The organism is Streptomyces sp. NPDC043427, assembly GCF_056436655.1.
Genome location: NZ_JBWKCC010000025.1, coordinates 14193 through 39519, shown reverse-complemented (window position 1 = coordinate 39519; position 25327 = coordinate 14193). Strand labels below are relative to the sequence as shown.

20 protein-coding genes are annotated in these 25327 nt (G+C 71.1%); 12 read left to right on the top strand and 8 right to left on the bottom strand.

Annotated elements, in window-relative coordinates; all coding sequences use genetic code 11:
- Positions 1–188: 188 nt before the first annotated feature.
- Positions 189–1214, top strand: coding sequence for an ATP-dependent 6-phosphofructokinase (locus tag AC067M_RS31805; RefSeq protein WP_478700499.1), 1026 nt, complete (start codon positions 189–191; stop codon positions 1212–1214).
- On the opposite strand, the gene AC067M_RS31800 is transcribed toward AC067M_RS31805, so the two are convergent.
- Positions 1211–1918, bottom strand: coding sequence for a helix-turn-helix domain-containing protein (locus AC067M_RS31800; protein WP_478700498.1), 708 nt, complete (start codon positions 1916–1918; stop codon positions 1211–1213). The genes AC067M_RS31805 and AC067M_RS31800 overlap by 4 nt on opposite strands.
- A 177-nt stretch (positions 1919–2095) precedes the next feature.
- On the opposite strand from AC067M_RS31800, the gene AC067M_RS31795 reads away from it, so the two are divergent.
- A complete protein-coding gene (locus AC067M_RS31795; protein WP_478700497.1) occupies positions 2096–2557 on the top strand; it encodes a PPOX class F420-dependent oxidoreductase in 462 nt (153 codons plus the stop codon).
- A 21-nt stretch (positions 2558–2578) separates the two neighbouring features.
- Here the strand turns inward: AC067M_RS31795 and AC067M_RS31790 are convergent, their stop codons facing one another.
- Both AC067M_RS31790 and mtnN read right to left on the bottom strand, forming a co-directional pair.
- Positions 2579–4564, bottom strand: a complete 1986-nt coding sequence (locus AC067M_RS31790) for a tetratricopeptide repeat protein (protein WP_478700496.1) — start codon at positions 4562–4564, stop codon at positions 2579–2581.
- 88 nt (positions 4565–4652) lie between these two features.
- Entirely contained in the window at positions 4653–5522 is an 870-nt protein-coding gene (mtnN, locus tag AC067M_RS31785) for a 5'-methylthioadenosine/S-adenosylhomocysteine nucleosidase (RefSeq protein ID WP_478700495.1), read from the bottom strand.
- A 63-nt stretch (positions 5523–5585) separates the two neighbouring features.
- Here mtnN and AC067M_RS31780 point away from each other — a divergent pair, with 63 nt between their 5' ends.
- Complete coding sequence (locus AC067M_RS31780) at positions 5586–6149, top strand: hypothetical protein (protein WP_478700494.1); 564 nt, start codon at positions 5586–5588, stop codon at positions 6147–6149.
- Between the two features lie 7 nt (positions 6150–6156).
- On the opposite strand, the gene AC067M_RS31775 is transcribed toward AC067M_RS31780, so the two are convergent.
- Positions 6157–6855 (bottom strand): response regulator, encoded by a 699-nt coding sequence (locus tag AC067M_RS31775; protein WP_478700493.1) that lies wholly within the window; start codon positions 6853–6855, stop codon positions 6157–6159.
- Positions 6852–8480, bottom strand: a complete 1629-nt coding sequence (locus tag AC067M_RS31770) for a sensor histidine kinase (protein WP_478700492.1) — start codon at positions 8478–8480, stop codon at positions 6852–6854. Before AC067M_RS31770 ends, AC067M_RS31775 begins: the two co-directional genes overlap by 4 nt.
- A gap of 122 nt (positions 8481–8602) precedes the next feature.
- Between AC067M_RS31770 and AC067M_RS31765 the strand changes: the two genes are divergently transcribed.
- Complete coding sequence (locus AC067M_RS31765) at positions 8603–10030, top strand: cation:dicarboxylate symporter family transporter (RefSeq protein ID WP_478700594.1); 1428 nt, start codon at positions 8603–8605, stop codon at positions 10028–10030.
- 169 nt (positions 10031–10199) lie between these two features.
- Here AC067M_RS31765 and AC067M_RS31760 read toward each other — a convergent pair whose 3' ends face one another.
- Entirely contained in the window at positions 10200–10817 is a 618-nt protein-coding gene (locus AC067M_RS31760; RefSeq protein WP_478700491.1) for a TetR/AcrR family transcriptional regulator, read from the bottom strand.
- 155 nt (positions 10818–10972) lie between these two features.
- On the opposite strand from AC067M_RS31760, the gene AC067M_RS31755 reads away from it, so the two are divergent.
- On the top strand, positions 10973–12742 hold the full coding sequence (locus tag AC067M_RS31755; RefSeq protein WP_478700490.1) for an MFS transporter: 1770 nt from the start codon (positions 10973–10975) through the stop codon (positions 12740–12742).
- Between the two features lie 78 nt (positions 12743–12820).
- Positions 12821–13456, top strand: coding sequence for a TetR/AcrR family transcriptional regulator (locus tag AC067M_RS31750; protein ID WP_478700489.1), 636 nt, complete (start codon positions 12821–12823; stop codon positions 13454–13456).
- On the opposite strand, the gene AC067M_RS31745 is transcribed toward AC067M_RS31750, so the two are convergent.
- Both AC067M_RS31745 and AC067M_RS31740 read right to left on the bottom strand, forming a co-directional pair.
- Positions 13440–14336 carry an aldo/keto reductase gene (locus AC067M_RS31745; protein ID WP_478700488.1) on the bottom strand — a complete coding sequence of 299 codons (897 nt, stop codon included), beginning with the start codon at positions 14334–14336 and terminating at the stop codon, positions 13440–13442. The two genes, AC067M_RS31750 and AC067M_RS31745, sit on opposite strands and share 17 nt — an antisense overlap.
- Position 14337: 1 nt before the next feature.
- Positions 14338–15279 carry an NAD-dependent epimerase/dehydratase family protein gene (locus tag AC067M_RS31740; protein WP_478700487.1) on the bottom strand — a complete coding sequence of 314 codons (942 nt, stop codon included), beginning with the start codon at positions 15277–15279 and terminating at the stop codon, positions 14338–14340.
- Between the two features lie 39 nt (positions 15280–15318).
- Between AC067M_RS31740 and AC067M_RS31735 the strand changes: the two genes are divergently transcribed.
- The 6 genes from AC067M_RS31735 (at position 15319) to AC067M_RS31710 (ending at position 25279) form a co-directional block, all read left to right on the top strand.
- Entirely contained in the window at positions 15319–15828 is a 510-nt protein-coding gene (locus tag AC067M_RS31735; protein WP_478700486.1) for an Lrp/AsnC family transcriptional regulator, read from the top strand.
- 29 nt (positions 15829–15857) lie between these two features.
- Positions 15858–16286 (top strand): MerR family transcriptional regulator, encoded by a 429-nt coding sequence (locus AC067M_RS31730; protein WP_478700485.1) that lies wholly within the window; start codon positions 15858–15860, stop codon positions 16284–16286.
- Positions 16283–16615, top strand: a complete 333-nt coding sequence (locus AC067M_RS31725) for a thioredoxin family protein (RefSeq protein WP_478700484.1) — start codon at positions 16283–16285, stop codon at positions 16613–16615. Before AC067M_RS31730 ends, AC067M_RS31725 begins: the two co-directional genes overlap by 4 nt.
- Before the next feature lie 189 nt (positions 16616–16804).
- A complete protein-coding gene (locus tag AC067M_RS31720) occupies positions 16805–19036 on the top strand; it encodes a HelD family protein (RefSeq protein WP_478700593.1) in 2232 nt (743 codons plus the stop codon).
- Between the two features lie 81 nt (positions 19037–19117).
- A complete protein-coding gene (locus AC067M_RS31715; RefSeq protein ID WP_478700483.1) occupies positions 19118–20524 on the top strand; it encodes a cytochrome P450 family protein in 1407 nt (468 codons plus the stop codon).
- A gap of 411 nt (positions 20525–20935) precedes the next feature.
- Positions 20936–25279 (top strand): LamG-like jellyroll fold domain-containing protein, encoded by a 4344-nt coding sequence (locus AC067M_RS31710; RefSeq protein WP_478700482.1) that lies wholly within the window; start codon positions 20936–20938, stop codon positions 25277–25279.
- The last annotated feature ends 48 nt before the right edge of the window (positions 25280–25327 follow it).

Below are 25327 nucleotides of genomic sequence, written 5' to 3'. Positions count from 1 at the left end.
AAAAATCGCCCACCGAGGTGAGCAGAACCCTCTTGACAATACCTCCGGCGATGGTTAAGGCGCGCGGAGCAAGGGTGGAGTGGAAGGGGAGTGGTGGTGGAGCTGGACGGAAACGACACGGGTCCGGACGGCATGAAACAATCGGGACTGGCTCACCGGTATCCACACGGAGCAGGAGACACAGCACGATGCGTATCGGAGTTCTCACCGCAGGCGGCGACTGCCCCGGCCTGAACGCCGTGATCCGGTCGGTCGTGCACCGCGCGGTCGACAACTACGGCGACGAGGTCATCGGCTTCGAGGACGGATACGCCGGTCTGCTCGACGGCCGCTACCGGGGCCTCGACCTGGACTCGGTCAGCGGCATCCTGGCCCGCGGCGGCACCATCCTCGGCTCCTCCCGCCTGGAGCGCGACCGGTTGCGCGAGGCTTGCGAAAGCGCCTCCGACATCGTCCACGACTTCGGCATCGACGCCCTGATCCCCATCGGGGGCGAGGGCACGCTGACCGCCGCGCGCATGCTGAGCGACGCGGGTCTGCCGGTGGTCGGCGTCCCCAAGACGATCGACAACGACATCTCCTCCACGGACCGCACCTTCGGTTTCGACACCGCGGTCGGAGTCGCCACGGAGGCGATGGACCGCCTGAAGACGACTGCCGAGTCACACCAACGAGTGATGGTCGTCGAGGTCATGGGCCGGCACGCGGGCTGGATCGCCCTGGAGTCCGGCATGGCGGCCGGCGCCCACGGCATCTGCCTCCCCGAGCGCCCCTTCGACCCGGCGGACCTGGTCAAGATGGTCGAGGAGCGCTTCTCCCGCGGCAAGAAGTTCGCGGTGGTCTGTGTCGCCGAGGGCGCCCACCCCGCCGAGGGCACCATGGACTACGCCAAGGGCGACATCGACCAGTTCGGCCACGAGCGCTTCCAGGGCATCGGTACGGCCCTCGCCTACGAGCTGGAGCGGCGCCTCGGCAAGGAGGCCAAGCCGGTCATCCTCGGCCACATCCAGCGCGGCGGCGTGCCGACCGCGTACGACCGGGTCCTCGCGACCCGCTTCGGCTGGCACGCGGTGGAGGCCGCGCACCGGGGCGAGTTCGGGCGGATGACCGCGCTGCGCGGGACGGACGTCGTGATGGTGCCGCTCGCGGAGGCGGTGACCGAGCTGAAGACGGTCCCCAAGGACCGGATGGACGAGGCGGAGTCGGTCTTCTAGGGCGTGTTGCCGCCTTCGAGCCCGGCCCAGAACCGCTCGACGATCCCGTCGAGGAAGTCCCGGCCGGCCTCACCCCGGTCGCCGGCCCCGTCCCAGCTCAGGGTGGCGGCCATCTGCCCCTGGTAGACGCCGTGCAACTCCTGGAGGACCCCCTCCAGGAGACGCCGCTCCAGGGGCACGACCTTGCCCACCGGCCGTACATACCCCTGCCAGCGCGTGGTGACCGCGCCGCGCAGCAGGTCGGCCAGCTCGGCGTCGCGCCCCGCGACGGTCACGAAGTCCGACACCGACAGGCCGAGCAGCTCGGCGAGCACGGCGGACTGCCGCTCGCTGCCCCGCCATCGCTCGCTCTCCTCCATCCGCAGATACGCCCCGAGTTCGTACCCGACGGCCCGGGCGACGTCCGCCGGCGGGAGTCCACGGGCGATCCGGTGCTCGCGCAGGGTCCGCGGACGGCCGATGAGTTCACCGGGGGAACACCACAACACACCCGCGAGAGCTGTGAGTTCGGGGCTGCTCGGGGTGGTGGCCCCGCGTTCCCAGGCGAGGACGAGGTCCGGGGTGACGTAGGGGAGCCCGTACGAGGAACGCAGGCCGTGGGCGACGTGCTCGGGTCCCATGCCGAGGGCGGCGCGAAGGCGACGGGCGGCGGGGGCGTCGAAGGGGGGACCGGGCTGGTTCGGCAGAGCTGGGGGGCGGCGCATTGGCCACACCGTAGGGGCGGGACGAGGTGCTGACTACGTTCTGTTCGGCCAGTATCACTCATCGTAGGAACATACGGTTTCGGGCGTTGGGTAGGGGTGGCCGAAGATCGTCTGTCAACGGGGCAGCACCGGTCGCGAGGATGGCGTCGGGCCGCCGGAGGGGACCCGGGGAGGAGCGTGACTTTCGTGTACGAGGTGAACGGCAAGGTCGAGGGGCATGTGCGCGAGCGGCTGCTGGCGCCGAACTTCTGGCATCTCGCGACGGTCGGCCCCGACGGGACGCCGCAGATCTCGCCCATGTGGGCGGACATCGAAGACGAGTTCGTCATGGTCAACACGGCGATCGGCCGGGTGAAGGAGGCGAACCTGCGGCGCAATCCGAACGTTTCCCTCTCCCACCACGACCCGGACAACCCCTACGACCGCGTGGAGATCCGGGGCCGGGTCGTCCGTTTCGTCGAGGGCGAGGAGGCGGAACGCGCCATGGACCGCCTCACCCGCAAGTACATCGGCGAGGACCGCTACCCATGGCTCCTCCCCGGCGAACGCCGCGTGATGCTGCTGATCGAGCCGGTACGGGTGCGCAGGGTGGTCGGCGTGGAGCCGTTCCGGCCGGGGGTGCTGCCTGAGGGTGACTAGAAGCCACCCGGGCAAGTCACGTCAGGTCAATGCGTCTGCCGAGGATTGGGCCGCGGCCGCTTCGGCGGTGGCGTCGGCCCTTGTGTAGGCGTCGGTCGCCTCGAGGTAGGTGGTACGGGCCTTGACACGGTCGCCGAGATGTTCGTGGGTGAGCGCCAGGTTGCACAGGACGCGGCCGATTCGGTGCCAGTCCTCGAACTTCCGATGGATGGCCAAGGAGGCGCCGTACGGCTCGATGGCCTCCTGGAAGCGGCCCGCCCTGCACAGGGCCACGGCGATGTTGTGCAACGCCAGGCCCTCGCGGTTGAGGTCGCCGACCACACGGAAGAGGTCACGGGCGCGGATGTGGGCATCCAGCGCCTCCGGAAAGCGGCCCATGTCCTGCAGGGCCACGCCGAGATGGTTCCACTCGTTGCCCTCATTGCGGCGGTCCCCCGCTTCCTCGTGGAGCTCGCGGGCACGGATGTAGGCCTCGACCGCTTCTTCCGCCCGGCCGGCTTCGGAGAGGGCGATGCCGAGTTCGCCCCAGGCGATGGCCTCGCCCTCGCGGTTCTCGACGGCCTGGTAGTAGTCGCGGGCGCGGACACAGGCGTCCACCGCTTCCTCCGCTCGACCTACCCCCCGCAGGACCATGGAGAGACGCGTCAGCGCCATGGCTTCGGCCAGCGGGTCTCCGCAGCGTCGGGCGGCCTCGACGGCCGTACGGCCGACGGTGAGCCCGTCGTCCAGGTGCCGCCACCACTCCAGGTATCGCATCAGCCGGCGGGCCAACCGCACCGCCATGCGCGCGTACCGTTCCTCGTGGGCCCACTGCACCGCCGCGACCAGACCGGCGCGTTCCCGGTCCAGCCACGCCAACGCCTGTGCCCAGTCCGCGAACCGCTCGGGCTCCGGATGCCCCGGCACCCAGTTGAGCCGATCGTCTGCCGCCCTCGCCCACCGGTGGAAGAAGACCAGAACACGTTCCCGTGCCGCTTCGGCCTCCTCCCGCAGGCTCGCCTCCGAGGCCACGACGCCCTGCCCGAACACGCGCACAAGGTCGTGCACCCGCCACAGCAAGGCGGAGGCGGAGCCGTCGGCGCTCGGGACGGGAGTGACGAGGTGCCTGGCGGCGAGGTCCTCCAGAAGGGACAGCACGGTGTCCTCGTCGGAGCCCGTCAGCGCGGTGACGGCCTCGGTGCTCGACTCCGCGCCGGGGGCGACGGCCAGCAGGCGCAGCAGCCGGGCCTGGGCGGGCGGCAGTCGGCGGTAGGAGGTCTCCAGGACGGGGCGCAGGACCAGTGAGCGGCCGTACAGGTCGGTGCCCGGGCTGCCGCGGTCCAGGACGCTGGTCGGGTCCCCCGCCGACTTGATCTCGCTCACCAGCGAGGCGATGCCACGGTGGCGGCGCCGGCGCAGCAGCGCGGCGGCGATCTGCAGCGCGAGCGGCAGGTGGCCGCAGAGCGACGCCAGCTCGCGCAGGGCGTCCGGCTCGCGCGCCGCCCTGTCGTCGTTTTCGTCGGCGTCCCGCAGGGCCCGGGTCAGGAGGGCGGCGGAGTCGTCCGGATCGAGTGTTGTCAGGTCGAACTTGCGTACGGGCAGGGCGTCCGGGCGGTCTCGGGAGGTGATCAGCACCTGGTGGCGGTCGGTACCGGGCAGCAGGTCGAGGAACTGGGCGGGGGCGGAGGCGTTGTCCAGGATGAGCAGCGTCCGGTCCCGCCGCTCGGTCAGCAGGGTCCGGTAGGTGTCGTACTGGCCGGTCGGTGTCGTCGGCAGGTCGGGGCCCCGAACCTCCAGCGCGTCGAGCAGCGCCACCACCGCCTGGTCCGCGGTCACGGGGTTCTCGTCGTAGCCCCGCAGGTCCACGAAGAGCGTCCCGCCGGGGAACCAGCCCTTCGCGCGCGCCCGGTGTGCCGCCTCCGCCGCCAGGGCCGTCTTGCCGATGCCGCCCATGCCGGTGACCGCGAAGATCAGGACGGGGCGGGCGTCGTCGGAGGTGGGGGCGAGTTGGGTGAGCAGGCGGTCCATCTCCGCCTCGCGGCCCGTGAAGCCCAGCGGGCGGGGCGGCAGGGCCGCGCTCGCTCTCGGGACCGGGCCGTGGACCGTGCCGGTGGGTCTACCCCCGTCCCCCGTTGATCTGCTTGCCGATGACGGTCCCGTGGAACGTCCCGCCCCGGAAGTCGAAGTGGTCCCCGGAGTTGGACACAGGTCCGACGGGGCCGCGATGGGGACCCTCCTCGGAGCCGGCGGAGTCGGAGGTGGCTCTCGGCCGGTGCTTGCGCAGCACGCCCATGGCGACCGCCGCCGCCTGCTCGGCCGCCCGCTGCTGGGAGCCCGAGGCGTCGGCGTGGTGTTTCGCCACGTCGGCGAGGTCGCTGATGCCCCGGATCACGAGCGCGCCCACCTGGCCGTCGAGATGGGCCGCGTGGGCCGCCCCCGAACCCTCCATCTCGATGGCCGCCGCGTCGTTGTAGTGCGCGCGCAGGTGCCGGGCGATCTCGGAGCGGGTGTCCGCCAGCACCACGTCCCCCGTCGCGATCGGCTTGAGGTGCGCCCGTACGCCGTCCATGTCCCGAACCGCGGAACGCGCCGCCTGGACCAGCGCGTGGGAGGCCGGCCAGGCCTCGGGGCGGACGAGGAAGCCCTCGGGGGTCTGCTTGCCGCCGTGGATGCCGTAGACCTTCGTGCCGACGACGACGTCCCCGATCCCGATGTCGTCCTTCAGGCTGCCCGCCACCCCCACGAACAGCACCGCCTGCGGCCGCAGCCACGACACGAGCCGTGTCGTGAGCACGGCGGCGTGCGCAGCGCCCTCGCCGAGCTCCGCGAGGGCGACCGTCCACGGCGTGCCGTCGAGCCGGCCGCGTTCGACGACGGTCCCGTCCTCGGAGACGAGTTCCGAGCGGTCGGTGATGTGGGCGCGCACGGCGGTGTACTCGACCGCGAGGGCGGTGAGGATCACGACGGTGGGAGGTGTCTCGGGCACCCCTTTAAGGTACTGGTAAGTCGCCGACGCCGGAGTGTCGTTGGCAGCGGGGGAGGGGCACACGTGGCGGAGCGGGAGGATCTCGGGGTCGGGCAGTTGCTGCTCGCCGAGTACCAGAGCGTCAAGGACGAGCAGAAGGCCCGGATCGGATTCAGGGACAACCTGCTGTACGTGACCCTCGCGGTCGTCGCCGCCGTGATCGCCGCCGCGGCCCAGGCCAAGCAGACGTCCATGCTGCTCGCGCTGCCCCCGGTGTGTGTCGTGCTCGGGTGGACCTATCTGGTCAACGACGAGAAGATCTCGGCGATCGGCGCCTATGTGCGGGGGGACCTCGGGCCCCGGCTCGCCGAACTCGCGGGGGAGGGGCGCACGAACGCCTTCCGGTGGGAGACCTTCCATCGCGATGACGCCCGTCGGGTGTCGCGGAAGGTCGTGCAGTGCGTCGTCGACCTCCTCGCGTTCTGCCTCGTGCCGTTGAGCGCGCTGGTCGTGTACTGGATCGGTGGGCAGGTCACCCCGGGTCTGCTCGTGCTCTCGGTGGTGGAGGCGCTCGCGGTCGTGGGGTTGGGGGTGTACATCGTGGTCTACGCGGTGCCGTTCGGGGCGGTGAGCGGCGGCACCGGGTGACCCGTCGTCACCGGACGCGGCCGTCCCGTACCCACCGGTACACCAGCTCGGGCCTGCCCACCTGCCCGTACAACGGCTTCCGTTCGGCTCTTCCACCCTCCACGAGGTGCTCCAGGTACCGGCGCGCCGTGATGCGTGAGATGCCCACGACCTCGGCCACCTTGGCCGCCGTGATGCCCTCGTCCACCTCCCGCAGCGCCTCCGTGACCCGTTCCAGCGTCGGTCCGCTCAGACCTTTCGGCAGGGCCGCCGGGCTCGGCGCGCGCAGCGCCGCCAACGCGCGGTCCACCTCGTCCTGACCGCTGGCCTCTCCGGCGGCTCCCCGGAACTCCGCGTACCGCACCAGGCGGTCGCGCAGGGTGGCGAAGGTGAACGGCTTCAGGACGTACTGGACGACACCGAGGGACACGCCCTCGCGTACGACCGTCAGGTCCCGCGCGGACGTCACCGCGATGACGTCCGCGTGATAGCCGGCCGCCCGCAGGGTCCGCGCCAGTTGCAGGCCGTGCACGTCGGGCAGGTGCAGGTCGAGCAGGAGCAGGTCGACCGCCGTACGGTCGAGCATCCGCCGGGCCTCGGCGCCCGAGTGGGCCTTGCCGACGGCGACGAAGCCGGGGACCCGGCTGACGTACAGGACGTGCGCGTCCGCGGCGACGGGGTCGTCCTCCACGACCAGGACACGGATGGGCTGCTCGGCCGTCGTCACACCGCACCTCCGGAGGCGGTGGCGGGGGCGGAGGCCCGCAGGGGCAGGCGTACCTCGAACTCCGCACCACCCCCCTCCGCCTCCGCGACCGCCAGCGTGCCCTCGTGCCGGTGCGCGGCCTGCCGGACCAGGGCCAGGCCCAGGCCTCGGCCGCCCGGTCCGGACGGTTTCGTCGAGAAGCCGCGCTCGAAGACGAGGGAGGCGTGCGCGGGGTCGACGCCCGCCCCCGTGTCCGACACCCGCAGCAGCAGTTCGGCGCCCTCGGTGCGCGCGGTCACCGTCACGCGGGCCCGCAGGCTGCCCTGGGCCGCGTCCACGGCGTTGTCGATCAGGTTGCCGAGGATCGTCACCAGATCGCGGGCCGGGAGTGACTCCGGCAGCAGCCCGTCGTCCAGGCCGCTGTCCTCCGACACCACCAGTTCCACGCCCCGTTCGTTGGCCTGGGCCGTCTTGCCGAGCAGCAGGGCCGCGAGCACCGGCTCGCTCACCGCCGCCACCACCTGGTCGGTGAGGGCCTGGGCCAGTTCCAGTTCGGCCGTCGCGAACTCGACGGCCTCCTCCGCCCGGTCCAGCTCGATCAGGGACACGACGGTGTGGAGGCGGTTGGCGGCCTCGTGCGCCTGTGAGCGCAGCGCTTGGGTGAAGCCCCGCTCGGAGTCCAACTCTCCCATCAACGACTGCAGTTCGGTGACATCGCGCAGTGTCACGACCGTTCCCCGCCGCTCACCGCCCGACACCGGGGAGGTGTTCACCACCAGGACCCGCGAGGACGTCAGGTGCACCTCGTCCACCCGCGGCTCCGACGCCAGCAGCGCTCCCGTCAGCGGCGCCGGGAGGCCCAGGTCCGCCACCGACGTGCCCACGACGTCACCGGGCACGCCCAGCAGCTCCCGGCCGCCGTCGTTGATCAGCGCCACCCGGTACTGACCGTCGAGCATGAGCAGCCCCTCGCGTACGGCGTGCAGCGCGGCCTCGTGGTAGTCGTGCATGCGGCTGAGCTCGGCCGAGTTCATGCCGTGGGTGTGACGGCGCAGGCGGGCGTTGACGACGTACGTGCCGATGGCGCCGAGCGCGAGCGCGCCGGCCGCGACGCCGAACAGGGCCGTCACCTGGTCCCGCACCCGCGCGCTGATCGCCTCGACCTTGATGCCGGCGCTGACCAGACCGATGAGCCGCCGGTCGCCGTCCTCGATGGGGACGACCGCGCGGACCGAGGGGCCGAGAGTGCCGGTGTAGGTCTCGCTGAAGGCCTCGCCCTTCAGGGCAGGGGCGGTGTGGCCGCGGAAGCGCTGCCCTATCTGGTCCTCGTCGGGGTGGGTCCAGCGGATGCCCTGCGGGTTCATGATCGTGATGAAGTCGACCTCGGTGTCGTGCATGACCCGCAGCGAGTACGGCTGGAGCGCGGCCGACGGGTCGGGGCTGCGGATCGCCGACTGGACGGAGGGCGCGTCGGCGACCGAGTGGGCCACCGCCATGGCCTGGCTGCGCGCCGCGTCCTCGGCCTGGCGGGCGTCACTGACATACGTGAAGAGCGCATATCCAGCCACGACGACGGCGATCAGCACCGCCTGCATGGCGAAGAGCTGACCGGCCAGGCTCCGGGGTCTCGGGACGGGGATCCGCATGTCGTCAGTCTGCCTCTTGGCCGATTGTGAACTAAATGAACGGAAGGGTGACCGCGCTCACAGAGAGGTGAATAGTCACGGACAACCCCCACACCCATCCGGACGTGAGCCGCACGCCGGTGATGCCGACGAAGACGTCAAGGAGGGCAACCGTGGCCGCCGCCAGCAACTCCCCAACGGCACCTGCCGCACCCGCAGCCAAGCGGGACCGCACGCACTATCTCTACATCGCGGTGATCGTCGCGGTGGCCATCGGTATCGCGGTGGGTCTCATCGCGCCCGACTTCGCCGTCGAGCTGAAGCCCATCGGCACCGGTTTCGTGAACCTGATCAAGATGATGATCTCGCCGATCATCTTCTGCACCATCGTGCTCGGTATCGGTTCGGTACGGAAGGCCGCGAAGGTCGGTGCCGTCGGCGGTATCGCCCTGGGCTACTTCATGGTCATGTCGCTGGTGGCGCTGGGCATCGGCCTCGTCGTCGGCAACATCCTGGAGCCGGGCACCGGCCTCGCGATCACCGACGCGGTCAAGGAGACCGGCCACGCGCAGGTGTCGGCGGAGGCCAAGGACACCACCGAGTTCCTGCTCGGCATCATTCCGACCACGATGGTCTCCGCCTTCACCGACGAGTCGGTCCTGCAGACCCTGCTGATCGCCCTGCTCGCCGGCTTCGCCCTCCAGGCGATGGGCCCGGCCGGCCAGCCGGTCCTGCGCGGCATCGAGCACATCCAGCGGCTCGTCTTCCGCATCCTGGGGATGGTCATGTGGGCCGCCCCGATCGGCGCCTTCGGCGCCATGGCCGCGGTCGTCGGCTCGGCCGGTGTGGACGCGCTGAAGAGCCTCGCCGTGCTGATGCTCGGCTTCTACGTCACCTGCTTCCTCTTCGTGTTCATCGTGCTCGGCGTGCTGCTGCGGGTCGTCGCGGGCCTGAACATCCTCACGCTCTTCAAGTACCTGGGCCGTGAGTTCCTGCTGATCCTTTCCACCTCCTCCTCCGAGTCGGCGCTGCCGCGCCTCATCGCGAAGATGGAGCACCTGGGTGTCAGCAAGCCCGTCGTCGGCATCACCATCCCGACCGGCTACTCCTTCAACCTCGACGGCACCATGATCTACATGACCATGGCGTCCCTGTTCATCGCCGACGCCATGGGTACGCCGATGGCCCTCGGCGAGCAGATCCCGCTGCTGCTGTTCCTGTTCGTCGCCTCCAAGGGCGCGGCCGGTGTCACCGGCGCCGGCATGGCGACCCTGGCCGGCGGTCTCCAGTCGCACAAGCCCGCCCTGGTGGACGGCATGGGCCTCATCGTCGGTATCGACCGCTTCATGAGCGAGGCCCGCGCCCTCACCAACTTCGCGGGCAACGCGGTCGCCACCGTCCTGATCGGCACCTGGACCAAGGAGATCGACAAGGACCGCGTCCAGCAGGTCCTCGCCGGCGAGGTGCCCTTCGACGAGAAGACCCTGCTCGACGACGGCCACGGCGGTGCCGACGACGCCGACCTGCCCGAGCCGCGTGAGGACGGCGAGAAGGAGCTGGCGAAGGCCTGAACTCCCGCCCACCCGCTCCGGGTGTCCGGCCCGGCCTGAACCCGGGCCGGGCACCCGGCACACACTCCGGGCGGCTGAGTACTCCCCCGTATGCTCAGCCGCCCGGTCCCGTGACCGACAGGACCTAGGACCTGTCGTTCGGATCACGCCGCAGACGGAACGACAGGACCTAATCGCTCAGCTCGGCCACCAGCGAGGTGGCCCTGGAGGCGGGTACGCCCGCCGTGGTCAGCAGTGTGACCGCGGCGGAGCGGCCCGCCTCCTGTGCTGCCAGCAGTCCGTCGTTCACCGCCTCCATGAGCGCGAACAGCATCTGCTCGTGCACGTACGCCAGTGCTTCCGGCGGTAGCGGTGAGCTGAAGACCCCCTGCTCCAGGCCGCGCCGGAGCAGTTCGGCGACGGCGGCGCGGGCCGGCGCGAGCCGCTCGCGGATGCCCTGCACGGTGACGCTGCGCTGGGCCAGCGCCACCAGGATGCGATAGCGGTCGGCGACCTCCCAGACCGCGAGCGTGGAGCGCGCCACCGCCTCCGCCGGGTCCCGGGCGCCCTCGCAGCCCGCGGCGTGCGCCGCCTCCACCGCCTCGACCGCACCGTCGAGCAGTGTGCTGATCAGTGCCTCACGGCTGGGGAAGTGCCCGTACACCGTCCGGCGGACGACGCCCGCGGCGCGCGCGATCTGGTCCATGGACGCGTCGGGGTCGCGCAGCAGCTCGGCGAGGGCGACATCGAGGATGCGGAGCCGGTTTGCGTCGGCGCGGCTGGTGCTACCCGTGGTCATGCCCGCCATTCTGCCTCGCCGGTGAGCGCGGCCCTTCGGCGATCAAGGGCGTCACCTCCTCTATTTGCACAGTGCTGTGCAACAGGCGTACATTGCACAGAGTTGTGCAATTGCACGTCCATGTGCAATTCCCTCGGGAATCCAGAGGAAGGCGAACCCAGGCCATGCACCTCGTCATGAACGAACCTGTCGAGCGGATGGAGAGCCCCTACCGACGGCGTTGGTGGGCGCTCCTCGTGCTCTGCCTCAGCCTGCTGATCATCGTGATGGCGAACACCGCCCTCACGGTCGCGGCGCCGGACATGACCCAGGACCTGGGCCTGTCCAGCGCCGACCTCCAGTGGGTCATCGACGGCTACACCGTCCCGTACGCGGCGCTGATGCTGCTGCTCGGCGCGATCGGCGACAAGTACAGCCGCCGCGGCGCCCTGATCCTGGGGCTCGTCGTCTTCGGCGGTGGGGCGGTCTCCGGCTACTTCGCCGACAGCTCCACGGCGGTCATCGCGGCCCGCGCCGTGATGGGTGTCGGTGCGGCACTCATCATGCCCGCGACGCTCTCGCTGCTCGCGGCGACCTTCCCGCGCGCCGAGCGCGCCAAGGCGATCACCCTGTGGACCGCCACCGCCGGTCTCGCCATCGCGGCCGGGCCGCTGGTCGCGGGCGCGCTCCTGGAGGACCACGGCTGGTCGTCGACGTTCCTGATCAACGTGCCCGTCGCCGCCGTCGCGCTCGTCGGCGCCCTCGTCCTCGTACCGCCGTCCAGGTCCGGTCACCGTGAGCGGATCGACTACGTCGGCGGCCTGCTGTCGGTGGTCTGGATCGGCACGCTCGTCTACATGATCATCGAGGGGCCGCACTTCGGCTGGGGCGTGAAGGCGGTCACCGCCGCGGTCGTCGCGGGCGCGGGTCTCGTCACCTTCGTCCTCTGGGAGCTGCGCCATCCGCGCCCGGTCCTGGACGTCCGCCGCTTCGGCAACCGCCGGTTCGCGGGCTCCAACCTCGCCGTGGCCCTGTTCTTCCTGGCCGTCTTCGGCGCGTTCTACTACCTCACCCAGCACCTCCAGTTCGTCCTCGGCTACGACGCCCTGGACACCGGCCTGCGCATGCTGCCGCTGGCCGGCGCGGTCTTCGTCGGCTCGGCGCTGACGGGCTACCTCACTCCGCGCGTCGGCATGAAGTGGACGGTCAGCGCCGGCATGGTCGGCGGCACCACCGCCCTCGCGCTCCTCGGCTCGGTGGACGCCACCTCGTCCTACGGCGACTTCGTGGCGCCCCTGGTCATCCTCGGCCTCTCCATCGGGCTGGCCCTCTCGCCCTGCACCGACGCGATCATGGGGGCGTTCCCCGAGTCGCAGCTGGGCGTCGGCGGCGCGGTGAACGACACCTCGCTGGAGCTCGGCGGCTCGCTCGGCATCGCGCTCCTGGGCTCGCTGCTGGCGACGTCCTACGGCGACCACCTCACCGACGCCACGGCGGGCAGCAAGCTGCCGGCCTCCTCCCTGGCCACGGCGCAGGACTCGGTCGGCGCGGGCTACGCGGTCGCGCGGGGCCTCGGCGACCGGGCCCATGAGCTGGCGGGACAGGCCTCCCACGCGGCCGATCCACAGCAGGCCGCGCACCTCAAGGCGCAGGCGGACCAACTCGCCCAGGGCGCCCACAGCATGTCGGACGCGGTCGCCTCCTCCTTCTCCGACGCGGTCGCCCACACCAGCCTGGTCGGCGCGGTGATCCTGGGCGCGGGCACGATCCTGGTGGCACTGCTGCTGCCGCGCCACGACAAGGCGGCCGAGCCGGCCGAGCCGTCCGAGCCGTCCGACCCGGCCGAGCCGTCCGACCCGGCCGAGCCGTCCGAGCCGTCCGACCCGGCCGAGTCCTCCGAGTCGAGCGGGTCCCCCGACCCCGACAGGGAGCCGACGACCAGCGGGGCGCGCTGAACCGTGCCGTGCTGATGTGCCTCAGAACTAAGCGCACGATCGATCGTGCATATCGCTCATCTGTGGCAGGATGACGGAGTGAATGAGCCGGTACAGCGTGCGGGGACGGGGACACGGGTGCGGGACGGGCGGCTGCTGCGCGGCGTCCGGAGCCGGCAGGTGGTCGCCCGGCGGGCCGCCGACGTGGCCTCCGTGGAAGGGCTCAACGGGCTCAGCATCGGACGGCTGGCCGCCGATCTGGGCCTGAGCAAGAGCGGGGTCCAGACGCTGTTCGGGACGAAGGAGCGGCTCCAGGTGGCCGCCGTGGAGTTCGCCCAGCGGGCGTTCGTCGAGGCGGTCGTACGGCCCGCGTCCGCCGCCCCGCGCGGAGCGGCCCGGCTGCGCTCGCTGGTCGAGCACTGGATCGCCTACGCCGAGGCCCCGTTGTTCCCCGGCGGCTGCTTCTGGGCCGCCAACCTCGCCGACTTCGACAGTCGCCCCGGCGTGGTCCGAGACGCCCTCGCCGCCCAGCACCGCGACTGGCTCGACCTTCTCGCCGGGGAGTTCCGGGAAGCCGTACGCACGCGTGACGCCGCGCCCCTGGACGCCGACCTCACCGCCTTCCAACTGGACGCGGTCCTCACCGCCGCGAACATCGCCCTGCGCCTCGGGGACTGCGACGCGGTGGACAAGCCGCGGCGCGTCCTGGCGGAGCTCCTCACCCCGCCCGCCTGACCTCCTCGTCGAGGCGCGACAACTCCTCCGCCCCCAGCACCAGTTCAGCCGCGGCCGCCGAGTCCCGGATCGTCTCCGGGCGGCTCGCTCCCGGGATCGGGATCACGGTCGGGGACTGCGCCGACAGCCAGGCCAGGCAGACCTGTTGTGGACTCACGCCGCGATCGCGGGCGATCTCGTGGAAGGCCCCGTACCTCCGCTCGCCCACCAGGTGGGACGGGCCGTCCAGGGAGCTGCGGGAGATACCGCCGAGCGGGCTCCACGGGAGGAACGCCAGCCCGAGCTCGGCGCACAGGCGCAGTTCGGGGTCGCTGTCGCGCACCGCGGGCGAGTAGCGGTTCTGTACGGAGACCAGTTCGTCGCCGAGGATCTCGTGGGCGGCGCGGATCTGCCGCACGTCCGCGTTGGAGATGCCGGCCAGCCGGATCTTGCCCTCGTCCAGCAGATCGCGCAGGGCGCCGACCGACTCCTCGAAGGGGATTCCCGGGTCGGGCTTGTGGAGTTGGTAGAGGCCGATGGCCTCGACGCCGAGCCGCTTGAGGGAGGCCTCGGCGGCGGCCCTGAGGTGGCGCGGGGAGCCGTTCACCGTCCAGTCGGCGCCGGCCGGTCTGCCTCGGCCGCCTTTGGTGGCGACCAGCACGTCGGTCGTGTCACCGCCGTAGGCGGCGAGGGCGCGGGCCAGCAGGTGCTCGTTGTGGCCGGGTGCCGCGCCCGGCAGATGGTAGGAGTCCGCCGTGTCCAGCAGCGTCACGCCCGCGTCCAGCGCCGCGTGGACGGTGGCCAGGGCGCGGGCCTCGTCAGGGCGGCCCTCGATCGACAGCGGCATCGCGCCGAGCCCGATCGCGCTCACCCGCAGGCCGCCCAGGGCGCGGTGGCGCATCTCAGGCCCCCTTCCCGGCGGCCTCGACGGTCTCCGCCACCGCCCGCGGCAGCCACCGCCGTACATGGTCGAAGGTGAAGCCGAGCCGAGTGGCCCGGGAGTTGTCCATGCCGTAGGAGCGGGTGAAGGCGTACGGGGAGAGTTCGCCCACCTCGACCTCGTGGAAGAGGGTCTTGCCGTCGGGGAGTCGGTCGGCCACCGCCGCGCACAGGTCCTCCGTCGTCAGCACACCGTGCGACGCCGCGTTGACCGGGCCCGTGAAGTCCTCGCCGACCGCCCAGAACAGGAAGTCGGCGATCTCCTCGACATGGATGTACGTCGCCGGCTGGTTCGCCGGGGGTACGGCGATCGGCTCGCCGGCGCCGATCCGGTCCACGTAGTGCCGCAGGCGCCCGGTGAAGTCGTCGTCGCCGCCCAGCACATGGGCGACCCGTATCGAGGTGTGGGGGAAGGAGGGGTCCGCCGCGAGCACCGCCTCCGCCTGCCGCTTGCCCTCGCCGTAGTGGGAGTCGAGGAACTCCGGGTCGCTCCAGGGGAGTTCGAGGTCGACCGTGACGGTCGTCGGGTCGACGTCCGCCTCGCGCACGAGGGTGATGGAGTCCTCGTACTCGTACACCTCGGCTGTCGAGGTCATCACATAGCGGCGGGTGCGGCCGGTGAGGACGCGGCGGGCGATCGCCGCGTGGAGCGGGGTGTAGCAGACCTGGTCGACCACGACGTCGAACCTGCGGGAGGCGAGCGCCTCATTCAGCGACTTCTCGTCCCCGCGGTCGGCGACCAGATGGATCACTCCGGGAGGGGGAGCGGAAGAACCGCGATTGAGGACCGTCACCCGGTCTCCGGCGGCCAGCAGACGTTGTATCAGGCGCTTGCCGAAATAGCGGTTTCCGCCGATGACCAGGATCTCTCGGGCCTTTGCCCCGTGCTTGCTTTCCATGACCATAATTCTCCCGGCGTACACGCTCGTCCTGAAGGGGGAACCATGGGAGTTCCGGCCGCCGCACCGAAAGAACCACGGCATCTGCGCTCCGCCGCCAACGAAACGCCGGTGGCCTTCGACGCGTTGGACCGACAGATCCTCCAGCTGCTCCAGACCGACGGCCGGATCAAGCTGAGCGAGCTGGGCCGCAGGGTCCGGCTCAGCCCTGCCGCGGTCACCGAGCGGGTACGGCGGCTGGAGTCCGCCGGAGTGATCGGCGGCTACGGCGCCCGGGTCGATCCGGCCCGCCTCGGGTACGGCATCCAGGCGTTCATCCGGGTCAATCCGCACGGCGGATACAACCTGCGGCACCCGAGGACCCTGGAGCTGATCGAACGTCCCGAGATCATGGAGGTGCACCACGTGGTCGGCGAGGACTGCTGGATCCTGAAGGTCGCCGTGCGGGACACCGTCCACCTGGAGGAGATCCTGGAGGCGATCTCGGCCCTGGGGCGCACGACGACGTCGATCGTGCTCACCTCGCCGGTCGAGCGAAAACCGCTGTTGCCTTGACGTCGGCGTCAAGCCGTACGTTCGTTGGCATGCGAATCGGCGAGCTGGCCGCTCGGGCCGGGACCACGACCCGCACGCTGCGGTACTACGAGTCACGGGGGCTGCTGCCCGCGCGTCGCGACGACCAGGGCTACCGGTCCTACGACGAGCGCGATCTGCGGCTGCTGCAACAGATCAGGACGCTGCAGGACTTCGGGTTCGACCTGGAGGAGACGCGGCCCTTCGTGGAGTGTCTGCGGGCCGGGCACCCGGAGGGCGACTCCTGCCCCGCGTCCCTCGTGGTCTACCGGCGCAAGCTGGACGAACTGGACACGCTGATCGGTGATCTGCGGGCGGTGCGGGAGAAGGTCGCCCAGCAGCTCGCACGGGCCGAGCGGGCGCGCGACGAGCTGGGCGCCGAGTCGCTGGTTCCGGGGAGCCCGGAACCGAGGTGCGAACTGGGAGGGCAGGAGCTGTGATCAAGGCAGCGGGTGTGGCCGAGGTGACGGACGCGGACTTCGAGACGGAGGTGATCGGGGCCCGGCTTCCGGTGCTGGTGGAGTTCACCGCCGACTGGTGTCCGCCGTGTCGGCAGATGGGGCCGGTGCTCACCGCCCTCGCCGAGGAGGAAAGCGAGCGATTCAGGGTCGTCCAGCTGGACGTGGACACCAACCCGGAGACCACGAACGCCTACAAGGTGCTGTCCATGCCGACGTTCATGCTGTTCCGCGACGGCGAGCCCGTGAAGGCGATGGTGGGGGCGCGGCCCAAGCGCAGGCTCCTGGAGGAGCTCGCCGACGTGCTGTAGATGTGTGCGGTAAGCGTCCCGGACACGAAGAAATCCCCCGAGCAATTGCGCTCGGGGGATTTCCTTGCGTATATTGAATAGTTCGCGACTTCAAGGAGATTGAGTCGCAAAGAAGTTCAGTGAGCACAGTATATCCGGGCGGGAGCAGAATTGTCAAACACGTCGAACTCCGAATTGCCAGACGGTGAAATCCGCAGCGAACAGGAATTCATCGACGGGCTGTACGCGCGCGTGGACGCGCTGCGCGGTGACACCGAGACCTCCGTCACGGACGCCCTCGCCCAGGGCCACACCCCCAGGCAGGCCAGGCTGGAGCGGGACATCCTCGTCGCCGAACGCTCCGGGCTGCTCGCCGCGCTGAACGCGGTGGAAGGCTCGCTCTGCTTCGGCCGGATCGACCTGACCTCCGGCGACGGCCACCACATCGGCCGGATCGGCCTGCGCACCGACGACGCCGACCGCACCCCGATCCTCATCGACTGGCGGGCCGACGTCGCCCGCCCCTTCTACCTGGCCACCGGCCACACCTCGATGGGACTGCGCAGGCGCCGGCACATCACCACCGAAGGCCGCCGGGTCACCGCCCTGCACGACGAGATCCTCGACCTCGGCGACGCCACCCGCACCGGCCACGAGGACCCCACCGGCGACGCCGTGCTGCTCGCCGCGCTGGACGCCGCCCGCACCGGCCGTATGCACGACATCGTGCAGACCATCCAGGCCGAACAGGACGAGATCATCCGTGCCCCCCACCGCGGGGTGCTGGTGGTCGAGGGCGGCCCGGGCACCGGCAAGACCGCGGTCGCCCTGCACCGCGCCGCCTACCTCCTCTACGAACACCGGGAGCTGCTCGCCAAGCGCGCCGTCCTGATCGTCGGCCCCAACCCCGCCTTCCTCGGCTACATCGGCGAGGTGCTGCCCTCCCTCGGTGAGACGGGCGTCCTGCTCGCCACGGTCGGCGAGCTGTTCCCCGGCGTGCGGGCGACGGCCGCGGACACACCCGAGGCGGCCGCCGTGAAGGGCCGCGCCGAGATGGCCGACGTGCTCGCCGACGTCGTACGGGACCGGCAGGCGCTGCCCGATCCGGTGATCGCGATCGAACACGACCGCGAGATCCTGATGCTCGACGACGGCCTGGTGGGTGTCGCCCGCGAGCGCGCGCGGGAGGCGAAGCTGCCGCACAACGCGGCCCGCGAGTACTTCGAGGGCCACATCCTCAACACCCTCACCGAGCTGTACGCCGAACGCGTCGGCACCGACCCCTACGACGGGTCCAGCCTCCTGGACCCCAGCGACATCACCCAGATCCGCGACGAAGTCGCCGAGAACCCCGAGGTCTGGGCCGCGATCGACCAGCTGTGGCCGCGCCTGACCCCGCAGCGCCTGGTCGCCGACTTCCTCGCCGACCCCGAGGGCTATGTGAGCGACGAGGACGCGGCCGCGATCCGCCGCCCGGTGACCCGGGCGTGGACCGTGGCGGACGTACCACTGCTCGACGAGGCGGCCGAACTGCTCGGGGAGGACGACCGCTTGGCGCGTGCGCGCGCCGAGCGCGAACGGGAGACCCAGATCGCCTACGCGCAGGGCGTCCTCGACGTCTCCTACGCCTCCCGGACCTACGAGTTCGACGACAAGGAGGACAGCGATCCCGATGCCTCCGAGGTGCTGTCCGCGCACCACATCATCGACGCCGAGCGGTTCGCCGAACGCCAGGAGGAGGACGACCACCGCAGCGCCGCCGAGCGCGCGGCGGCCGACCGCACCTGGGCGTTCGGCCACATCATCGTCGACGAGGCGCAGGAACTGTCGCCGATGGCGTGGCGGCTGCTCATGCGGCGCAGCCCGACCCGCTCGATGACCCTGGTCGGCGACCCCGCGCAGACCGCGGAGGCGGCCGGCGTCGGCGCGTGGGCCGACATCCTCCAGCCGTATGTGGAGGACCGCTGGGAGCACACCCGCCTCGGCGTCAACTACCGCACCCCCGCCGAGATCATGGAGATCGCGGCGGCCGTGGTCCGCGCCGAGCACCCCGGCTTCGAGCCGCCGAGTTCGGTGCGCTCCACCGGTGTACGGCCCTGGCTGCGCGCCACCGACGACCTGCCCGGCGCCGTCGCCAAGGCGGTCGAGGAGCTCACCCCCGCCGAGGGGCGGCTCGCGGTGATCGCCCCGCGCGACCTGCACCGCGGGCTCGCCGCGCGGCTCGACGGGGTGACCGCGGGCGCGGAACCCGACCTGACCCGCACCGTCGTCCTGCTGGACCCCCGCCAGTCCAAGGGCCTCGAGTTCGACTCGGTGCTCGTGGTCGAACCGGGGCGGTACGGCACGAGCGACCTGTACGTGGCGCTGACCCGGGCCACGCAGCGGCTGGGGGTGCTGCACACGGGTTCCGTGCCGCATGCGCTGGCCAAGGCGTTCGCGTAAGGATCCGGAATCGTGTAGGAGCCGTAACAGTTCGTGACACGATCACTGCGTGTGCACGGCCGGTGCGGTATGCGTTGCGGTATGGATGTCCATCCCTACGCCACCGCACCGGCCGACAGCCCCACGCTGGCGTCACTGCCGGTGGAACCGCTGCTCACCGCGGAGTTCGACACCGACCCCGGCGCGGTGTACGCGCGGCTGCGGCACACCTACGGTCCGATCGCACCCGTCTGTCTGTCGGGCGTACCGGTGTGGCTGGTCCTCGGCTACCGCGAGGTCCTGGAAGTGCTCAGGAACGAGAGCCAGTGGCGGCGCGACATCCGCTACTGGCGGGCGCGGGCGCAGGGCCACCTGCCCGCCGACTGGCCGCTGCTCGCCGGGTACGAGGTGCGGCAGACGATGTTCATGGACGCGGAGGAGCACCAGGCGGCGCGGCGCACGCTGCACTCGGCGCTCGGCCCCTTCCGCGCCACGGCGGGCCCCGAGGGCTGGGCGCTGCGAGCGGCCGTCGAACGCCACGCCGACGACCTCGTGGCCCTGCTCGCCGCGGACTCGGGCACCTCCGGCTTCGCCGACCTCGGCGCGCAGTACACCCGGCCGCTGCTGCTGATGGTCACCACCCAGCTGTTCGGCTGCCCGGTCGAGCTCGGCGACGAACTGGTGATGGACCTGTGGCGGATGCTGGACGGCGGCCCCGACGCCGGGCCCGCCACGGCACGCGCGCTGGCCGCGATGACACGGCTCGCCGCTCACCGCAGGGCCCGCCCCGGCGACGACCTCACGTCGTACATGCTGCTCGCCGACCCGGAGCTGAGTGACGAACAGCTCGGCCGGGAGCTGTTCATGAACGCCGTCTACCTCAACGACATCACTGGCAACATGGTCCTCAACACCCTCCTGGAGGTGCTGCGCGGCAACGTCACCGTGCGGCGCAGCCTGTCCGCCGGGCAGCTCGGCGAGACGGTGAACCGGGCCGCACTCGCCAACCCGCCCGTCGCCAACATGTGCTTCCGCTTCGCCGCGCGGGACGTCCGGCTCGGCGAGTTCTGGGTGCGGGCCGGGGACATCGTCTCGCCGTCCGCGGCGGCCGCGCACCAGGACCTGCTGGCCATCGGCTCCTCGCACATGGTGGGCACCACCGTCAGCACCCGCGCCCACCTGGGCTGGGGCGCCGGACCCCATCAGTGCCCGACCGCCGCCCGCGAGTTGGGCGCGCTGATCGTGAACACCGCCGTCGGCCGTGTCTTCGACCACTTGACCAAGGTCGAACTGACTCTCCCACACGACCAGTTGCCCTGGCGTTCGGGCCCGGTGGTCCGCGGCCTGCGCCTGCTTCCGGTGCGCTACGAAATGGCGGCCACCGCCCCGTCCGCCCGTCGACCGGAGCCCCGTCCCGCCACCACCGGCGCACACGCCGGCGACGGCCACGCCAGGGGACTGCTGGCAGCCCTGCGCCGACTGATGCACGGCGGTAAGAGGGAGGGCTGACGCGCCTTCAGACCCGGTGAGAGTGGCTTGATGCTTGTGCAAAGAGCCTCAAATTCCGGTAATGGGCTGCGGTGTTCGGGTTGTCGTGGTACGGAGGCCGACGGTCGCGCACCGTCGGCCCGCCGATGCTGTATGTCCTGATCCGTCCCTGGGTGCAAAGGGGGCAAGAGGGGATCAGGCCGTCCTGGACGGGCGCGACGCGCGCACGGCCGGCAGGGCGCGCTTTACCTAAAAGGTCGGCCAGGAGAGGCGGAAGCGCTCTCTTGACGTGCGCAAGTAAGGGCCAGTTAAGGTCCGTCCGCTTTTGAACTTCCTATGGCCCCCGGGTGGGGACTCTGTGTGGTCGCGAAGGGGGCGGTGGGGATGAGTGCGTCTCGAAGACGGCGGCAGGCCGGCAGAACACTGATCGGAGTGATCACGGCAGCGGTCGTGGCGGGCGCCGTGCCGGCGTTGGGCACCGGAACCCCCGCGCAGGCCGCGCCCCGCTCGACCCCCGCCGTTGCCGGTCCGAAGGCGCCGAAGACCGCGACGACGCTGTCCGCCGCCGAGCACGCGGCCACCGCGGGCGACGCCGACGTCGAGGTCACCTCGCTGCGCACCGAGTCGAGCGAGGTGTACGCCACCCCCGACGGCCAGTTGGAGGCGGTGCAGCACCTCAAGCCGGTCCGCACCCGCGTCGCCGGGCAGTGGAAGGCGATCGACAACACCCTCGCCAAGCAGCCCGACGGTTCGGTGGCCCCGCACGCGGCCGCCGTCGGGATGACCTTCTCCGGCGGTGGCAAGACCCCGCTGGTCACCTTGGAGCGGAGCGGTCGCAAGCTGGCGTACTCCTGGCCGACCCCGCTGCCCGCCCCGGTGCTCGACGGGGACACGGCCACCTACGCCGACGTGCTGCCGGGCGTGGACCTGAAAATGCGGGCCACCACCGACGGCTTCTCCGAAGTGCTCGTGGTCAACACCCCCCAGGCGGCCAGGAATCCGGCGCTCACCCAGATCGAGCTGGGCGTCGACTCCCCGGGGCTCGACCTGCGCGCCACGTCATCCGGCGGCCTGGAAGCCGTCGACGACACGGTGGGCGGTGTGGTCTTCCAGGCACCCACGCCCCTGATGTGGGACTCCGGGACGCGACGAGCCACGGCGGCCGCGGGCGCGCAGAGCCGCACGGCGGCGCAGAGCGACACCACCGCCTCCGCCACTCCGTCGAAGGCTCCCGCCACTGTCCCCGCCACCGTTCCCGCCGCCGAGCAGGACGGTCCGCAGGGCCCCGGTGACGCGGCGAAGGTGGCGCCCCTCGGCGTCCAGGTCGCCGCCGACCACAAGGAGCTGCGACTCACCCCCGACCACGGGCTGTTGACGGCCACGGACACCACGTTCCCGGTGTACATCGACCCGCAGACCTCCACCCCGAAGGCCGGGGAGTGGACCATGGTCTCGCACTACTGGTCGTCCTCCCCGCAGTGGCGGTTCAACGGCGACTCGGACGCCGGCGTCGGCTACTGCGGCTGGGACTACTGCGCCCCGCACGACATCAAGCGGCTCTTCTTCAAGTTCCCCACCTCGAAGTTCTCCGGGAAGTCGATCCTGAGCGCGACGTTCGTGGGGCACGAGACGTGGTCCGGCTCCTGCGACACCCGCACGGTCCAGCTGTGGCGCACGAAGTCCTTCGACTCGGGCACCACCTGGGACAGCTCCTCCGACAACTGGCTGGACCACCTCGACTCCCGGGACGTCGCCAAGGGAGGCAGCTCCTCCTGCCCCAGCGGTGACGTGGAGTTCGACGCGACCTCCGGGGTGAAGTACGCGGCCTCGCACGACTCGGCGTACACCTCGTTCGGTCTGAGGGCGGCCGACGAGGGCGACGCCTACGGCTGGAAGCGGTTCTCCGACGACGCCTATCTGCGGGTGAAGTACAACCAGTCGCCCAAGCAGCTCACCATGAGCCAGCTGACGATGTCGCCGGGCAGCAGCTGCCACAAGCCCGACAGCAAGGTCGCGATCCGCTCCCTGCCCCAGATCATGGCGAACGATGTCACCGACCCGGACGGCGACCAGGTCAGCGTGCAGTTCCAGGTGTGGTGGGACTCCGGGAGCGGCTTCCAGGCCCAGTGGACCTCCGCCAAGCTGACCCCGCGCGCCTCCGGCAAGGACTTCAGCCTCACACTGACGGAGACCCTCTCCAACGGCAAGAAGATCCCGCAGAACAAGACCGTCGCCTGGTACGCCCGGGCCGTCGACTACGACGAGGGCAACTACTACAGCTACTCGCCCTGGTCGGGGGCCGGTTCGGCGACGGGCTGCTACTTCGTGTGGGACACCTCCGTGCCCGTCGGCCCCGCCGTCACCTCCGGCGACTACCCGGCCAAGGACGACAGCGACCCGGGCGACCCCGTCTACGACGGAGTGGGCCGCTACGGCACCTTCACCGTCGACTCGCCCGACACGGACGTCGTGAAGTACTGGTACGGCATCAACGAGGACGCCTCCTCCGCCAACGAGGTCACCACCTCCGGCGGCGCGGCCCGCACCGTGAGCTTCCGTCCGACCCGCTCGGGCACCAACTTCCTCAACGTGCAGGCCGTCGACTCGGCCGGCCGGGTCAGCGAACCCACCACCTACGGCTTCCGCGTCAAGGCCGGCCAGCCGACCCGCGCCGAGTGGAAACTGGACGAGGCGTCCGGCGCCACCCAGGCCGAGGGCAGCGCGGAGAGCCGCACCGTGGACCTGAAGGGCAACCCGACCCTGGGCGCGCCGGGCAAGAAGGGCACCGCGGTCTCCTTCGACGGCGTCGACGACTACCTGGTGTCGGACATCCCGACGGTGGACACCTCCTTCAGCTTCTCCGTCGCGGCCTGGGTCAAGCTCGACAAGATGCCCGGCACCGCGGCCGTCGTCGCCGCGCAGCCGGGCAACAACGCCCCGGGCTTCGAGCTGTACTACTCCAAGACCTACGACCGATGGGCCTTCAACCAGTACAGCGCCGACACCGCCTCCGCCACCCCGGTGCGCGCCATGCAGGCGGCCGCCGGCGGTGTCACCGCGGGCCAGTGGGTGCACCTCGTCGGCACCTACAGCACCGCCAACAACCTGCTCTCCCTCTACGTCAACGGCGCGCTGGCCGGGACCACCTCGTACTCCACCCCGTGGGACGCGCGGCGCGGCCTGCAGATCGGCGCCGGCTCCTACAGCGGAGCACCCGGCTCCTTCTTCCCCGGCACCATCGACGACGTCCGCATCTTCGAGAAGCCCCTGTCGGCGAACGAGGTCAGCGGCCTCTACAGCAGCGGCTCCATCGGCAGCGGCCGCCCGGCCCGCGCGGTCTTCCCGCTGGACGAGCCGGCCACCGACTCCGACGGCGCCCCGACCACGCAGATCACCGGCCGCGCCGACGTCAACCCGCAGGTGCTCCAGAACGGGGCCAACCTGGGCCGGCCGGGCCGTGAGGGCACCGCGCTGACCCTGGACGGCGTGGACGACTACGCCACCACCTCCGGACCGCACCTCAACAACCAGCGCAGCTTCTCCGTGGGCGCCTGGGCGAAGCTCCCCACCACCAAGCCCACCCACGCCGGTGTCATCGCCGGCCAGGAGGGCAGCGTGATGCCGGGCTTCGAGCTGTACTACTCGCCCACCTACGGCTGGACCTTCGACCAGTACTCGCAGGACTCCACCAGCGGCACACCCATACGCGCCAACCAGGGCGACGCCACCCTCGCCCCCGGCGGCGAGTGGACGTACGTCGTGGGCTCCTACGACGCCGTCAGCGACGACCTGCGGCTGTACGTGCAGGGCAAGTGGGTGTCGACCGCCAAGGTCACGGCCCCCTTCTACGCGGGCGGTCCCGTGATGATCGGGGCCAGCAGGTTCAGCGGCAGCCCCGGCAGCTTCTTCACCGGCCAGATCTCGGACGTGCAGTTGTACGACCGGGCCCTGTCCGCCCCGGAGATCGCCGCGATGTTCGACAGCCAGGCCACGGTCGAGGGCCGCTGGAAGCTGGACGGGTCCTCGGGCAGCCCGGCCACCTCCCCGGACGACCTGGTGCGCGACGACCACACCGCGCACCCGTTGACCCTGGGCAGCGGAGCCGCCGTCGACACCACCAGCTTCACCAACATGATCGGCACCGGTGACCTGACCCTCAACGGCACCAGCACCGGTTACGCCTCCACCAGCGTCTCGCCCGTCGACACCAGCAAGAGCTTCACGGTGTCCGCCTGGGTGACCGCACCGAGCCGGCCGACCAAGGCGGTGACGGTGCTGAGCATGGCCGGCGCCAGTACCAACGGCTTGGCGGTGCGCTACGTGCCGGACACCGCCGACCCGGCGAACGCCGGCCGCTGGCAACTGGTCATGGCCAACGCCGACAGCGCGACCGCGACCACGGCCACCGCCGAACACACCAACTTCCAGAACAACACCTCCTGGAACCACATCGCCGTCGTCTACGACGCCTTCGCAGGCCGGATGACGCTCTACGTCGACGGCCAGCCGCAGGTCAGGTCCTGCCTGGACAGCGACGACAACGGGCTGCCGGACGACCCCGACTGCACCGAGCAGGTCTCCTGGAACACCTCGGTGCTGCCCTTCGCCGCCACCAAGGGCCTGCAACTCGGGCGGCTCAAGACGGGCGCGAGCACCTGGGGCGAGTACTGGAGCGGCGCCATCGACGACGTCTGGGTCCTCCAGGGCGCGGCGAACGACAGCCAGATCGCCGCACTCGCGGGCGGCGCCGACCTGGACACCACGGCAGGACCCTGACCGGGCCCACACTTCACCCCCCTTCACCCCCCTCACCCCACACACACC

Excerpts from the sequence above, each read along its gene's own strand:
- AC067M_RS31805 (WP_478700499.1), top strand. The coding sequence starts at position 189 with ATGCGTATCGGAGTTCTCACCGCAGGCGGCGACTGCCCCGGCCTGAAC.
- AC067M_RS31800 (WP_478700498.1), bottom strand. The coding sequence starts at position 1,918 with ATGCGCCGCCCCCCAGCTCTGCCGAACCAGCCCGGTCCCCCCTTCGAC.
- AC067M_RS31790 (WP_478700496.1), bottom strand. The coding sequence starts at position 4,564 with ATGGACCGCCTGCTCACCCAACTCGCCCCCACCTCCGACGACGCCCGC.
- AC067M_RS31770 (WP_478700492.1), bottom strand. The coding sequence starts at position 8,480 with ATGCGGATCCCCGTCCCGAGACCCCGGAGCCTGGCCGGTCAGCTCTTC.
- AC067M_RS31765 (WP_478700594.1), top strand. The coding sequence starts at position 8,603 with ATGCCGACGAAGACGTCAAGGAGGGCAACCGTGGCCGCCGCCAGCAAC.
- AC067M_RS31760 (WP_478700491.1), bottom strand. The coding sequence starts at position 10,817 with ATGGCGGGCATGACCACGGGTAGCACCAGCCGCGCCGACGCAAACCGG.
- AC067M_RS31755 (WP_478700490.1), top strand. The coding sequence starts at position 10,973 with ATGCACCTCGTCATGAACGAACCTGTCGAGCGGATGGAGAGCCCCTAC.
- AC067M_RS31745 (WP_478700488.1), bottom strand. The coding sequence starts at position 14,336 with ATGCGCCACCGCGCCCTGGGCGGCCTGCGGGTGAGCGCGATCGGGCTC.
- AC067M_RS31740 (WP_478700487.1), bottom strand. The coding sequence starts at position 15,279 with ATGGTCATGGAAAGCAAGCACGGGGCAAAGGCCCGAGAGATCCTGGTC.
- AC067M_RS31735 (WP_478700486.1), top strand. The coding sequence starts at position 15,319 with ATGGGAGTTCCGGCCGCCGCACCGAAAGAACCACGGCATCTGCGCTCC.
- AC067M_RS31730 (WP_478700485.1), top strand. The coding sequence starts at position 15,858 with ATGCGAATCGGCGAGCTGGCCGCTCGGGCCGGGACCACGACCCGCACG.
- AC067M_RS31715 (WP_478700483.1), top strand. The coding sequence starts at position 19,118 with ATGGATGTCCATCCCTACGCCACCGCACCGGCCGACAGCCCCACGCTG.